This is a genomic window from Paenibacillus hunanensis, assembly GCF_014645615.1.
GTDB classification, from domain to species: Bacteria; Bacillota; Bacilli; order Paenibacillales; family Paenibacillaceae; genus Saccharibacillus; species Saccharibacillus hunanensis.
Map to the genome: position 1 here is coordinate 589,548 of NZ_BMMB01000001.1, position 14,287 is coordinate 603,834.

Sequence of the window (14,287 nt, forward strand, 5' to 3'; positions counted from 1 at the left end):
TCTCACCTGACCAATAGCTGTTGGCTGGTTCATTGATCTTTACTTTGATGACAATTCGATTGTCATGAATAGATGTAGATGATCAAGGGATGCGGGTGATGAGGCCTGCATCCCTTTTTATTTTGTAATACCGCTGTCTATCACAACGTGGAGGTGGAAGTTATTAGTAAGGAACATATGATCAACGATGAGATCCGGGTAAAGGAAGTGCGCCTGGTAGGTCCTGAAGGTGAGCAAATCGGAATTAAGCCAACTCGCGAAGCGATGCAAATGGCGATCGATCTGAATTTGGATCTCGTTAACGTAGCACCACAAGCGAAGCCGCCTGTATGTCGTATTATGGACTACGGCAAATTCCGTTACGAGCAGCAGAAGAAAGAAAAAGAAGCGCGTAAAAATCAGAAGATTGTTGAACTGAAAGAAATGCGTTTCCATGCGAATACGGAGGAGCACGATTATCAAACTAAACTCCGTAATGTAGTGAAGTTTCTTAACAATGGCGACAAGGTGAAATGCTCGGTCCGCTTCCGCGGTCGCGAGATTGCACATGCAAATATTGGTCAAAGAGTCTTGGAACGCGTAAGAGATGAAGTTGCAGATATCTGTACTGTTGAGCGCCAGCCTAAACTGGAAGGCCGCAGCATGATTATGATCTTGGCGCCGAAAAATAACTAAGGGGGATATTCAAATGCCTAAAATGAAAACTCATAGCAGTTTGAAAGGTCGCTTTAAAATCACAGGAACAGGTAAAGTTAAACGCCACAAAGCGTTCAAAAACCACCTGCTTTCCCACAAATCCAAACGTCAAAAACGCGTACTTGGTACTAGCCCAATGATGGCTGCTGGTGACGTAAGACGCTTGAAACAAGGTCTGGCTAATCTTAAATAATTTAATTTTCCGGGAGGGTTTATAATATGGCACGAGTAAAAGGCGGATTCGTCACACGTCGTAAACATAAGAAATATCTGAAACTTGCAAAAGGTTACTTCGGTTCTAAACACCGTATTTTCAAAACTGCAAAAGAACAGGTTAACAAATCCCTGGTCTACGCATACCGTGACCGTCGTCAAACAAAACGTAACTTCCGCAGACTGTGGATCGTACGTATCAATGCAGCAGCTCGTCTTAACGGTCTGTCTTACAACAAACTGATGCACGGCCTGAAACTGGCTGGTGTTAACATCAACCGTAAAATGCTGGCTGACCTGGCAGTGAACGATGTAACAGCGTTCAACTCCCTGGCATCCGTTGCAAAAGAAAAAATCAACGCTTAAGTTTTTTATAGAATAAACAAACTCACAAGACGTAATAGTCTTGTGAGTTTGTTTGCTTTTGAAGGAAATTAGTTTACAAATAAAGTAATAAAATGATATAATTTAAAAAGCTTCTATACAAATACATATTTTAAGGAGGACAAAGTAATGTTGAAAAAATTAATAGCAACATCTGTAGCTGCTGCAACACTTTTTTCTATAGGAATGAGTTCTACATATGCTGAAGAAAACAATCAAACTCTTCCTGCACAAGAAAATAATTATACATCTTCACTTGCCGCAGAGCAATTACAAGCGGCTAGAGCAACATTAACTTTCAGATGGAGCGGTTTACAAAATCGTGTAGCTTCTAGTTCTTTTAAAACTTCTGGAGGGGATCTACCTATTACAATAGTTCAGTGGACAGATGATCCTGCAGGCAGTCCTGTAATGGGATACCAGTTAGTAAATGACTCTGGATTCGAAATTCCTGGATTCAATCCTATTTTTGTTAATGGCACATTCAAAGCAAATAATACTATAAGAACTTTTACGAATGTTCCTGCTGGAACGTACAGAGTAAGAGTAATTAATTACGGATCGTATGCAGTTAGTGGAAATGGTAATATTGTATACTAAGTAAAAAACAAATCGTATTTGTATAGAGCTAGCCCTTGTATTAAATTTTGATCCCAATGCAAACTTGGATCAAATTAAATACAAGGGTTTTTTATATGAATTTAAAATTGGATATATAAAATAAATGACTATTTTAGGTAAAATGTTGTTTTAAATAACATTTAAAGTTAGTTTATATGACTTATAAATAGAAAAAATGAAAGAAAATTATTAATATTAGTTTATTTTAGTTATTTCGTATAAATTAATTGACCATTTGTTATTAAAATAGTAGATTTTCCTACCACATGATTGTATAATCGGTTCAGTGACTATTGAATCTGCTCGCAAGACGAATTTTACTGTCGTGATTTGGGTAAATTGTTCGGTTTTATAGACAGAAGCAGACATATAGTTGATACTTTTAAGGGGGAACAATGTACATGAAGAAGGTTTATTCACTTTCGCTAATTATGGTACTGGCACTATCTGTATTCTTAGCAGCATGCGGTAACAAAAGCGACTCCACAAACAATGCAAGTAACGGAACATCGGGAAGCGGCGGTTCCAGCGACGTAAAAATCGGTATGGTTACTGATGTAGGCGGCGTGAATGACAAATCTTTTAACCAATCTGCCTGGGAAGCGCTGCAACAAGTGCAAAAGGACGGCGGAGCTAGTGTAAAGTACCTTCAAAGTAAATCCGATCAGGATTATATTCCTAACCTGAATCAATTTGTTAAAGATAATTATTCTTTGACCTGGGGTATCGGCTTCAACTTAGCAGATGCTATCAAAACAGTTGGTGAGCAAAATCCAAAAGCTAATTTGGCTATCATCGATAGTGTTGTAGATTTGCCTAATGTAAAATCTATTACATTTGCAGAGAATGAAGGTTCTTTCCTTGTAGGTGTGATTGCAGGTAAAATGACAAAATCCAATAAAATCGGTTTTGTTGGTGGTGAAAAAAGCCCACTGATTCAACGCTTTGAAGCTGGCTTTAAAGCAGGTATCCAAGCTGTTAATCCAAATGCTCAATTAATGGTAAACTATGCTGGCGCTTTTGATAAGCCTGATGTTGGTAAGTCTGCAGCAGCTACCCTTTACAATGACGGTGTAGATATCATTTTCCATGCAGCTGGTGCAACCGGTAATGGTGTATTCAGTGAAGCTCAATCCCGCGTTAATTCTGGTCAACAAGTATGGGTAATTGGTGTTGATAAGGATCAGTCTTTGATCTATGGCGATAAAGTTACTCTGACTTCCATGATCAAGCGTGTAGACACTGCCGTTGAAAAAGTATCTAAAGAAGTAATCGATGGTACATTCAAAGGTGGTGTAGAAACACTGGGTCTGAAGGACGATGGCGTAGGCGTTGCTGACACTTCTAGCAAAAACGTTCCTGCTGACGTACTGAAGCTGGTTGATGAGTACAAAGAAAAAATCATCAAAGGCGAAGTTAAAGTACCAGATACCGTTCAATAATATAGCTTCACTCAAGCTGCTTTAAAATAGTAGACTCCAACACAAGGCTGGTTCATGACTAGCCTTGTTGTTACGTCTACAGGTTGAATTGTTGATAACTCGTACATCGTCAAACTCGTCAAAATGGATAGTATGAAGTGGACAGATAAAGATTAGCTTCATCGAAAAAGCTAGTCGAAATGCCGAAAAGTATTGCTATACTGGTGGTTGCAGGACTTCCATATGTAATAGTCAGATACCATACAGTGCGAAGTCTTACCAAAGGGATAATCAATTTGCTTATAAGGGTGATTTAATGAATACAGCAACCCCTGTTGTAGAGCTAAAACAAATAACAAAACGTTTCCCTGGAATCGTAGCTAACGATTCGATCAGCTTTAAGCTGTTCAAGGGTGAAATTCATGCCCTGCTGGGTGAGAACGGTGCCGGCAAGTCGACGCTTATGAATGTGGTCTTTGGACTGTATCAGCCTGAAGAAGGTGTAATTGAAGTCAATGGCAAGCCTGTAATGATTGATGGGCCGAACAAAGCGATTGAGCTTGGCATCGGGATGGTTCACCAGCATTTTAAGCTGGTACAGCCATTTACTGTTACCGAGAATATTATTCTGGGCTCCGAGCCGAATAAAGGCGCCCGAATCAACTATAAAAAAGCGACGGAAGACATCCGCAAGCTATCTGAGCAATACGGACTGCGTGTTGATCCGAATGCTAAAATTCACGACATTTCTGTCGGAATGCAGCAACGGGTTGAGATTCTTAAAACGCTGTATCGTGGCGCTGATATTCTGATCTTTGATGAGCCGACTGCGGTGCTGACACCACAGGAGATTTCTGAGCTGATGGAAATTATGCAGCGTCTGATCAAAGAGGGCAAGTCGATCATTTTGATTACGCATAAGCTGAAAGAGATTATGCAGATCGCTGACACGGTAACGATTATTCGTCGGGGTAAAGTTATCGACACACTGAAAAAGACCGAAACGTCGCCACAGGAGCTAGCTGAGAAAATGGTCGGTCGTAACGTTAGCTTTAAGGTCGATAAGATCCCTGCTAACCCGGGTGAAGTCGTGATGGAAATGAAAGAGGTCGTTTCCAAAAACAAAGATGGAATGTCTGTACTGAATCACTTGAGTCTACAGGTGAAGGCAGGCGAGATTCTTGGTATTGCTGGTGTCGATGGTAACGGACAGAGCGAGCTAATTGAAGCGCTCACGGGTCTGCGTCATGTAGATGGTGGCGAGATTACTCTTCATGGCAAGCCAATCACGAATCTGACACCGCGCAAAATTACTGAATCTGGTGTTGCTCACATTCCAGAAGACCGTCATAAGCATGGTCTTGTACTGGACTTCTCCGTTAGTGAAAACATGGTGCTGGAAACGTACTACAAGCAGCCATACAACAAGAATGGCTTCCTGCAGCATGATGAGATCGATAAAAAGGCGCAGCGCCTTGTGGAAGGCTTTGACGTACGTACGCCAAGCATCCACACGATGGCACGCTCTCTGTCCGGTGGTAACCAGCAGAAAGCAATCATTGCACGTGAGATCGACAAAAATCCGGATCTGCTCGTAGCGGCACAGCCAACACGTGGTCTGGACGTAGGTGCGATTGAGTTTGTACAAAAGCAATTGATTGCACAGCGTGATCAGGGTAAAGCAGTTCTGCTCATTTCGTTTGAGCTGGATGAGATTTTGAACGTATCCGACCGGATTGTTGTTATTTATGAAGGTCAAATTGTAGGTGAAGTGCTGCCGGAACAAACCAATGATCAGGAATTGGGCTTAATGATGGCGGGAAGCACCGTAAAGAGAGGTGCAACGCATGAATAAAGTTTTAAAATTATTTACGAAAGATTCAATTACACTTCCGGTCATTGCTATTATTCTAGGTCTGCTTCTTGGTGCTATTGTTATGATGGTTGGAGGATACAATCCTATAGAGGCTTACTCTGCACTAATTGAACGTGTATATGGAAATTCTTATGATTTTGGCGAAGCAATTCGTGAAATGACACCTCTAATTATGACAGGGTTAGCTTTTGCATTTGCTGCTCGTGCTGGTCTTTTTAATATTGGCGGAGAAGGACAGTTCATGATCGGTATGACTGCGGCTTCGATCGTAGGTATCCATCTGCATGGCTTGCCTGCGTTCATTCACGCGCCACTGGCAATTATTGCAGGTGCAGTGTTTGGTGGTTTGTGGGCAGCGCTTGCTGGCTTCCTCAAAGCCACACGTGGTGTAAACGAAGTTATTTCCTGTATTATGCTCAACTGGATTGGTCTGTACCTGTCCAATCTGATTATCAATACCTTCGCGCTCCAGTCCGGCGATACGCGCTCGGTTGATATTCAGCCGTCTGCATCAATCGCAATTAGCTGGCTGTCCGAAATGATGGGCAATGCGCGTGTACACTGGGGCACGCTGATCGCACTGCTGGCTGCGGTATTCTTCTACATTTTCATGTGGAAAACAAAGCAAGGCTTTGAGCTGCGTTCGGTTGGTTTTAACCAGGATGCTTCCAAATATGCGGGTATGAACGTTAACCGCAATATCGTAAAAGCAATGTTCATCAGTGGCGCATTTGCTGGTCTGGGTGGCGCATTTACCGTTCTCGGTGTGTTTGGTTACCAGTCTGTTATGGCAAGCTCGCCAGGAACTGGCTTTGACGGTATCGCGGTGGCGCTGATCGGTATGAATAATCCGTTCGGTGTTGTATTAGGAGCGATTCTGTTCGGTACGCTCACTTACGGTTCGGCAGGTATGAGCTTTAGCGCTGATGTACCACCTGAGATCGTGCGTATCGTTATTGGTGCAATTATATTCTTTATCGCCGCACAGGGTATTGTGCGCTGGTTGCTTAAACCGTTTTATGCCAAGCGCAAGAAAGAGAAGGTGTCATAATGGACGTATTAACAATTATTGGTCAGCTTCTTAATACGACGTTGGTGTTTGCGACAGCACTCATCTTCACTTCTCTCGGCGGTATTTTCTCAGAAAAATCCGGTGTAACCAACCTTGGTTTGGAAGGCTTGATGGTGTTCGGCGCATTTGCAGCCGGTGTATTTGGTCACTATGCACAGGCAGCAGGTCTGGACGGCTTTGCCGCTGCTTCGATCGGTCTGTGTGCAGCGATTGTGCTCGGCATTATCGTATCGCTTATTCACGCAGTCGCTTCGATCACATTCAAAGCGGATCAGGTTATTAGCGGTATCGTAATCAACTTCCTCGCAGCAGGTAGTACGCTGTATATGGTGAAGCTGCTGTTCGATGGCGCTGGTGAAACGGAATTGATCTCCGGCTACAGCCGTATGCCAATTCCAGGCTTGAGCAAAATCCCATTACTGGGTGATGCGTTGTTCAATGCATATCCAACGACATACCTGGCGATTATCCTCGTATTCGTTTCGTATTTTGTACTGTACAAAACACCGTTCGGTCTGCGTCTGCGCTCTGTCGGTGAGCATCCAAGTGCTGCGGATACCGTAGGTATCAAGGTTAATCGTATGCGCTATGTAGGCGTTATGATCAGTGGTGCACTGGCTGCTGTCGGTGGCGCAACGATCACACTGACGACAACAGGCACATTTGCACACAATACGATTTCCGGTCAAGGTTACATCGCGATCGCTGCGATGATCTTTGGTAAATGGAACCCAATCGGCGCATTCGGCGCGGCTGTTTTCTTCGGTCTGGCACAAGCCGTACGTAACTACGTACAGCTCTTCGCCTGGACGCAGAGCATCCCACCCGAAATCATCTACATGCTGCCATACCTGCTCACCATCATCGTCCTGGTAGCCGCTGTCGGACGCTCCAGCGCCCCATCAGCACTCGGCCAACCTTACGATCCGAGCAAACGGTAGATTCATTCAAAACGTTCTACACCCATGCTCGGTGCACACGATGGTTGTAGCATGTAAAAGTAAGAGTGAACGCAAAAGTAGCTTATATGTAAACGCAAAGTCGGTACTTCTTCGGAAGTGCCGACTTTTTTTATAGCTATAATGATCAACAGCAAGAAAAGGGTGATTTTAAATTTAAAAGAAGGCGATCGAGAATAAATAATTTTAAATAAATTGAATTAACAAGTTTCATAGGATATAGATGGCGGTCATTTTGTAGATTGTAGATTGTAGATTGTAGATTGTAGATTGTAGATTGTAGCAATACGCACAGAACGGAGGGAAGGAAATAAGGGGAAAGGACTCCTTATAGTGTTAGCGATTTCCTAACACAGGGTTCAATGAAAAGTGATTTTTGCGAAAGCAAAATATCTTACTGCTTCCGAGGGGCGGGAATCTTCATTCTTTCCCCATTCCAAAAGATTCCCGCGGCTCCACCCGAGTCCGTCCCCTTATTCCTTCCCGGAGTGGTTGCCGCCTAATGTACCATTCTTTAATCCCGAAATATAGCCATTATTTAATTCTCCAACTCAGCATCCAGTTTACCCAATCCACCCAATCATCTCGATCCTCCATAAACCTTCTCACCAACTAAACCATATGTCTTATTCAACAAAATAACATTCCATCACACCCTATCATTTGTGCATAAAGGACAAAACCAAATCACCTGTCCTCCAGTGAATATGCACAGTTTTCTTATAAATATAAAGCTATACTCACAAAGATCACGCTTACACTACATATTTGCTGTATAAATGTCTTCATCCCATTTACGCGAATTGTCCAAAAGTGCAAAAAAAATTAGTGTTGACTCTGTTTCAAATGAATCATATAATGTTTCTAAATCAGCGGCTGACAACAAGTTGAAATGTTGCAGTCGATATTGTGAATATCCATGATCGGCTATGAAGAGGACGAAGTTTTAAGGGCTATTTTGTCCAGAGAGTGAAGCGCACTGCTGAAAGCTTCATCAAAACCCCTTTTATACGAGCTCACCTCGGAGCTGTTTTCCTGAAAGGCACGGATTCATCCGTGATTATTAGGGAAAATCGTACTGTCTACGTTACAGACAATAGGTAAGGCACACTTGTCTTACTTGATGAGGCATACGAGCTGTGAGGCTGTATGCGAATCTGGGTGGTACCACGGAAGATATAACCTTTCGTCCCTCGAACAGAGTTTTTCTGTTTGGGGTGGCGAAAGGTTTTTTTGATTTTATTAGCCTGAGCCAGCAATCTTCAGCAGAGAACTGAGCAAGCAACCTGCTGTAGGATGCGTCGGCCTGTCATACGAATTTTGTGTAAGATTGATGTGAATTTTTGGGAGGAGGAAAAGATATGAGCGCGCAAATACCGAATGTGCAATCAACTGATCAATTACGTGAGAAATGGATGAAGCCAGAAGTCATTACAGGTTCTGAAATGCTTCTCCGCAGCTTGCTGCTGGAAGGTGTAGAATGCGTCTTTGGTTATCCGGGCGGAGCGGTACTGTACATTTACGATGCGATGCACGGATTTGACGACTTCAAGCATTTGCTGACTCGTCACGAGCAAGGCGCGATTCACGCAGCTGATGGCTATGCACGTGCAAGCGGCAAGGTTGGCGTATGTATCGCGACTTCTGGTCCGGGAGCGACGAACCTGGTTACAGGGATCGCAACTGCCTATATGGATTCGGTGCCACTCGTGGTCATCACAGGTAACGTAGCAACAACGCTGATCGGTACAGATGCTTTCCAGGAAGCAGACATTACAGGGATCACGATGCCAATCACGAAGCACAGCTATCTGGTACGGGATGTAGAGGATCTGCCACGTGTGATTCATGAGGCATTCCACATCGCCAATACAGGTCGTAAAGGTCCGGTACTGATCGACATTCCGAAGGATGTATCGGCAGCGAAATCACTGTTCAAGCCGCATACGGAGCCAGTCGTGATGAGAGGCTATAATCCACGTGTCGTAGCGAACAAGCTACAGCTGGATAAGCTGCATCAGGCGATTGTTGAAGCCGAGCGTCCGTTGATTCTGGCAGGTGGCGGTGTTGTTTACTCCGGTGGACATGAGGAACTGCTGAAGTTCGTAACGGCTACAGGGATTCCAATTACAACTACCTTGCTCGGTCTGGGCGGCTTCCCAAGCGGTAACGATCTGTGGATCGGTATGCCGGGTATGCACGGAACGTATGCAGCGAACCAGGCGATTCAGCAGTCAGACTTGCTGATCAGCATCGGTGCACGCTTCGATGACCGTGTAACAGGTAAGCTTGATGGATTTGCGCCTCATGCTCGAATCGCTCATATCGATATCGATCCAGCCGAAATTGGCAAAAACGTGAAAACAGACATCCCAATCGTTGGCGATGTAAAAACAGTACTGGAGCAGCTGAACAGCGATGCAGCTTACAGTGCTAAAGCAGATGCTTGGCGTCAAAAAATCGCTGAGTGGAAGCGCGATAAGCCTTTCCGTTATGACGACTCGGATGAAGTGCTCAAGCCACAATGGGTTGTAGAAATGCTGAACGATACAACTCGCGGTGAAGCGATCGTAACGACAGATGTAGGTCAGCACCAGATGTGGGCAGCACAGTATTATCGCTTTAACAAGCCTCGTTCCTGGGTAACCTCCGGTGGACTCGGTACGATGGGCTTCGGCTTCCCATCCGCAATCGGTGCACAGATGGCAAATCCAGATCGTCTCGTTATTTCTATTAATGGGGATGGCGGCATGCAGATGTGTGCACAGGAGCTGGCAATCTGCGCGATTAACAATATTCCGGTGAAGATCGTAATCTTGAATAACCAGGTACTTGGTATGGTACGTCAGTGGCAGGAATTGATCTATGAGAATCGTTACAGCCATATCGATCTGTCCGGTAGCCCGGACTTTGTAAAATTGGCTGAAGCGTATGGAGTTAAGGGCTTGCGTGCAACGAACAAAGAGGAAGCGCAGGCAGCATGGAAGGAAGCGATGGATACACCGGGACCTGTCGTGGTCGAGTTCATCGTCAACAAGCACGAAAATGTGTATCCGATGGTTCCGCAGGGAGCTACCATTGATCAAATGTTAATGGGGGATAAGGAATGATATCGACAACATACAAACACACCATCGCCGTATTAGTTAACGACCAGCCAGGCGTGCTGCAACGGGTCTCCGGCCTGTTCGGCCGCCGTGGCTTCAATATCGAAAGTATCACTGTCGGTCAATCCGAAGAAGCCGGCCTGTCCCGTATGGTTATCGTGACTACAGGCAACGAAAACACATTGGAGCAGATCGAAAAGCAATTGTACAAAATCATCGATGTGATCAAGGTGATCGACCTGAGCTCTCGTCCGATGGTAGCTCGCGAGCTGGCACTGATCAAAGTTAAAGCAGAGCCATCCGAGCGTCCAGAGATTATGGGTGTTATCGAAACCTTCCGCGCAGCGGTTGTTGATATCGGCCCGAATAGCCTGATGGTACAGGTAGTCGGCGATACAGAAAAGATCGATGCCATGATCGAGCTGCTCAAGCCTTATGGCATCCGCGAGCTGTCCCGTACAGGGGCAACCGCTATGATTCGTGGTAATGTGTAAGCTGATTGATCGCAATTACGGTAACAGGTGAGGCTGGAAGAGCCCGTTTAGTTAAAAACCTGATTCGTGACTCGCTTTTGTAAGCAATATTGCATGAGTAAAAACTGCCCCGCTTGAAAAGACGGGGATTTGAGAGGAAATCAGAAGGCTACAGATAAATGAAAGCTATAGATAAATATAGTATATATTTGTTCTGATTTGTACAGGATCGAGCTGCATGCCTATAATGACAATAAGCCGGTATGGCGATTACGAGCAGTCTGACTTCCTTTGAAATACCCGCTCTTTTCAGGAGGGTTAAAACAACTATCGGCAGTGCCGGTACAACGTTTCATATATTAAAGGAGGAAGAAAAAATGGCAGTAACAACTTACTACGAAAACGATGCAGAATTGAACGTATTGAAAGGTAAAACAATCGCAATTATCGGTTATGGTAGCCAGGGTCATGCTCACGCACAAAACCTGCGTGATAGCGGTCTGTCGGTTGTCATCGGTCTGCGTGAAGGTAAATCGTTTGATAAAGCGAAAAACGATGGCTTTGAAGTACTGTCCGTAGCAGAAGCTACCAAAAAAGCAGATATCGTTCAAATTCTGATGCCAGATGAAACACAAGCTAGCGTCTACAACAGCGAAATCGCTCCAAACCTGAAAGATACAGCTGCTCTGCTGTTCGCACACGGCTTTAACGTTCATTTTGGTCAAATCGTTGCTCCGAAAAGCAATGACGTACTGCTTGTTGCTCCTAAATCTCCTGGTCATATGGTACGTCGTACATATGAAGAGGGATTCGGCGTACCTGGCCTGATCGCGATTCATCAAGATGCTACTGGCAATGCCAAAGAAATCGGTCTGGCGTATGCAAAAGGTATCGGCTGTACACGTGCAGGCGTTATCGAAACTTCCTTCCGCGAAGAAACGGAAACGGATCTGTTCGGTGAGCAAGCTGTACTGTGCGGTGGCGTAAGCGCCCTGGTTAAAGCAGGCTTTGAAACACTGACTGAAGCTGGCTACGCTCCTGAAATGGCTTACTTCGAGTGTCTGCATGAGCTGAAGCTGATCGTTGACCTGATGTACGAAGGTGGTCTGGCAACGATGCGCGATTCCATCAGTAACACTGCGGAGTATGGTGACTATGTAACTGGTCCTCGTATCGTAACTGAAGAAACGAAAAAAGCGATGAAAGAAGTACTGTCCGATATCCAACAGGGTAAATTCGCACGCGACTTCATTCTGGAAAACCAATCCGGTCGTGCATTCCTGACAGCAACACGCCGCAACGAGTCCGAGCATCAGCTTGAGGTTGTTGGTGGTCAATTGCGTGAAATGATGCATTGGATTAAAAAATAATGATTTGAAGGTTTAAATTGCGGGTTGGCTGGTTGAAGCTACTGGCGCTCCGGGGAAAGATTGTTCTTTCGATCGCTGTTAAAGGTTGATTTTTTGAACGACTGCTTGTAGCAGTCAAAATCAACCTTTAAAGGCGAACGCTTCGCTTCTTCAGAACAATTCTTTCCCCTTCGCTAGTGCGTGTTCAATCTGCCTGCTGCAAATTAACTTCTAAACATTGTTTTTTTAATGTTAGGGAAGTAGTGGGAAAGTGAGTTGTGCTTGGCATGACTTTTACTTTTTTAAATGGAACTTTTTAAAAAGTTAGTTATGGCTTTACCTAAACTATAAGGAGGTGCGATTATGCGTAAAATTTATATTTTCGATACGACGCTGAGAGATGGAGAGCAATCGCCTGGGGTTAACTTGAATACGCCGGAGAAAGTTGAGATTGCTCATCAGCTCGAGCGCCTGGGGGTCGATCGTATTGAAGCTGGATTTCCGGCGGCATCGCCTGGTGATCTGGCAGCGGTTAATGCTGTGGCGAACGCTGTAAAAAATGCCAGTGTGATTGGTTTGTCGCGTTCGCGTGAGCAGGACATCGATGCGGTACGCGAGGCGCTGAAGGGGGCGCAAGATCCGTGCCTGCATCTGTTCCTGGCGACTTCACCGATTCACCGCCAGTATAAGCTGCGCATGGACAAGGATCAGGTACGCGATACGGCACGCTCTGCGATTCGATATGCACGTAAATATTTTGATAAGGTTGAATTCTCGCTGGAGGATGCAGGGCGTACGGAGCTGGAATTTATCGCGGAAATGACGAAGATGGCGATTGAAGAAGGCGCGTATGTGGTCAACTTGCCGGATACTGTCGGTTATTTGACACCTTATGAGTACGGTAATATTTTCAAATATGTCAAAGAAAATGTACCTGGTGTAGAAAAGGTACAATTGAGCGCGCATTGTCATGATGATCTGGGCATGGCAACAGCGAATGCTCTGGCAGCGATTTTGAATGGTGCCGATCAGGTTGAAGGTACGATTAACGGTATTGGGGAACGCGCGGGTAACACGGCACTGGAAGAAGTGGCGATGGCGCTGGAAACGCGTCAGGACTTCTACGGCGCAAAGACATCGTTTACGTTGTCTGAAATTGCACGTACGAGCCGTCTCGTCAGCAAGCTGACAGGTATGGTTGTACCGGGTAACAAGGCAATCGTTGGTGCAAATGCATTTGCCCATGAATCCGGTATTCACCAGGATGGTATGCTGAAAGAGAAATCGACGTATGAGATTATGACACCGGAAACGATTGGACTCAAGGAAAGCAAGCTCGTCATGGGCAAGCACTCCGGTCGCCATGCCTTTCGTGAGCATCTGATCGAGCTGGGCTTTGAGCTGGACGAAGAAGCAGTGAATCGCGCATTTGCTAAATTCAAAGTGCTGGCGGACAAAAAGAAGGAAGTTACCGATGATGATCTGTTCGCGCTGCTGGAAGAGCGTCTTGCCGATACACCGGAATTTTTCCAGCTGGATTCGTTGTTCGTCTCGTTTGACAGCGAGAGTGAGCCGACTGCACGCGTACGTCTGAGCACGATCGATGGTGGTGTGCGTGAAGAAGAATCGAGCGGTAACGGGGCAGTCGATTCGATCTACAATGCGATCGATAAGGCTTCACAAGAAGATGTGACCCTATCTGATTATTCGATCAAGGCGGTTACCCAGGGTAAGGATGCACTCGGCGAGGTTCATGTGGCCTTGACGCAAGAGGGCATCACGGCTCAAGGTCGCGGCGTTAGCACCGACATTCTAGAAGCGAGTGCGCGTGCGTATGTGGACTCCTTGAATCGTCTGGTAGAAAAACGCAAAACAGGACGTCGCGATAATATTTCGATGATCTAACTAAAGAAACAGATCGTACGATTGATGTACGATTAACTATCAACTCTAAAGTCTCTGGCTTTGCAGCTGTATCGCCTGGATGTATACAGAATCGTTCCGATCATGGAGCATTCTTACTTACTTCCAGGTGTATACGAAGCTGTACGCTAGAGGCTTTTTTGGCATGGTAATCTGATCGTATCCAGTTGTCTGATGTGTAATATCATGATGG

12 protein-coding genes are annotated in these 14,287 nt (G+C 45.1%); all 12 read left to right on the forward strand.

Translation table 11 applies throughout. The annotated features are described in order from the left end of the window. Positions 1–177 precede the first annotated feature (177 nt). The 12 genes from infC to IEX62_RS02560 all read left to right on the forward strand — a co-directional run bounded on the left by infC (position 178) and on the right by IEX62_RS02560 (position 14,076). Entirely contained in the window at positions 178–675 is a 498-nt protein-coding gene (infC, locus tag IEX62_RS02505; RefSeq protein ID WP_188773815.1) for a translation initiation factor IF-3, read from the forward strand. 13 nt (positions 676–688) lie between these two features. Further along, a complete protein-coding gene (gene rpmI, locus IEX62_RS02510) occupies positions 689–889 on the forward strand; it encodes a 50S ribosomal protein L35 (RefSeq protein WP_188773816.1) in 201 nt (66 codons plus the stop codon). A 26-nt stretch (positions 890–915) separates the two neighbouring features. Then, positions 916–1,275, forward strand: coding sequence for a 50S ribosomal protein L20 (rplT, locus tag IEX62_RS02515; RefSeq protein WP_188773817.1), 360 nt, complete (start codon positions 916–918; stop codon positions 1,273–1,275). A gap of 147 nt (positions 1,276–1,422) precedes the next feature. Next, complete coding sequence (locus IEX62_RS02520; RefSeq protein WP_188773818.1) at positions 1,423–1,893, forward strand: cupredoxin domain-containing protein; 471 nt, start codon at positions 1,423–1,425, stop codon at positions 1,891–1,893. A gap of 422 nt (positions 1,894–2,315) precedes the next feature. Continuing rightward, positions 2,316–3,356 carry a BMP family lipoprotein gene (locus IEX62_RS02525; RefSeq protein ID WP_188773819.1) on the forward strand — a complete coding sequence of 347 codons (1,041 nt, stop codon included), beginning with the start codon at positions 2,316–2,318 and terminating at the stop codon, positions 3,354–3,356. Positions 3,357–3,651: 295 nt separating this feature from the next. Next, positions 3,652–5,190 (forward strand): ABC transporter ATP-binding protein, encoded by a 1,539-nt coding sequence (locus IEX62_RS02530; protein ID WP_188773820.1) that lies wholly within the window; start codon positions 3,652–3,654, stop codon positions 5,188–5,190. Beyond that, positions 5,183–6,262 (forward strand): ABC transporter permease, encoded by a 1,080-nt coding sequence (locus IEX62_RS02535; RefSeq protein ID WP_188773821.1) that lies wholly within the window; start codon positions 5,183–5,185, stop codon positions 6,260–6,262. The genes IEX62_RS02530 and IEX62_RS02535 overlap by 8 nt, the downstream gene beginning before the upstream one ends. Continuing rightward, positions 6,262–7,224: an ABC transporter permease gene (locus IEX62_RS02540; RefSeq protein ID WP_188773822.1), complete on the forward strand. Its 963-nt coding sequence runs from the start codon at positions 6,262–6,264 to the stop codon at positions 7,222–7,224. The genes IEX62_RS02535 and IEX62_RS02540 overlap by 1 nt, the downstream gene beginning before the upstream one ends. A 1,379-nt stretch (positions 7,225–8,603) precedes the next feature. After that, positions 8,604–10,352: a biosynthetic-type acetolactate synthase large subunit gene (gene ilvB, locus IEX62_RS02545; RefSeq protein WP_188773823.1), complete on the forward strand. Its 1,749-nt coding sequence runs from the start codon at positions 8,604–8,606 to the stop codon at positions 10,350–10,352. Continuing rightward, entirely contained in the window at positions 10,349–10,843 is a 495-nt protein-coding gene (ilvN, locus tag IEX62_RS02550; protein ID WP_188773824.1) for an acetolactate synthase small subunit, read from the forward strand. The genes ilvB and ilvN overlap by 4 nt, the downstream gene beginning before the upstream one ends. A 356-nt stretch (positions 10,844–11,199) precedes the next feature. Continuing rightward, complete coding sequence (ilvC, locus tag IEX62_RS02555) at positions 11,200–12,192, forward strand: ketol-acid reductoisomerase (protein WP_188773825.1); 993 nt, start codon at positions 11,200–11,202, stop codon at positions 12,190–12,192. Between the two features lie 342 nt (positions 12,193–12,534). Beyond that, entirely contained in the window at positions 12,535–14,076 is a 1,542-nt protein-coding gene (locus IEX62_RS02560) for a 2-isopropylmalate synthase (protein WP_188773826.1), read from the forward strand. The last annotated feature ends 211 nt before the right edge of the window (positions 14,077–14,287 follow it).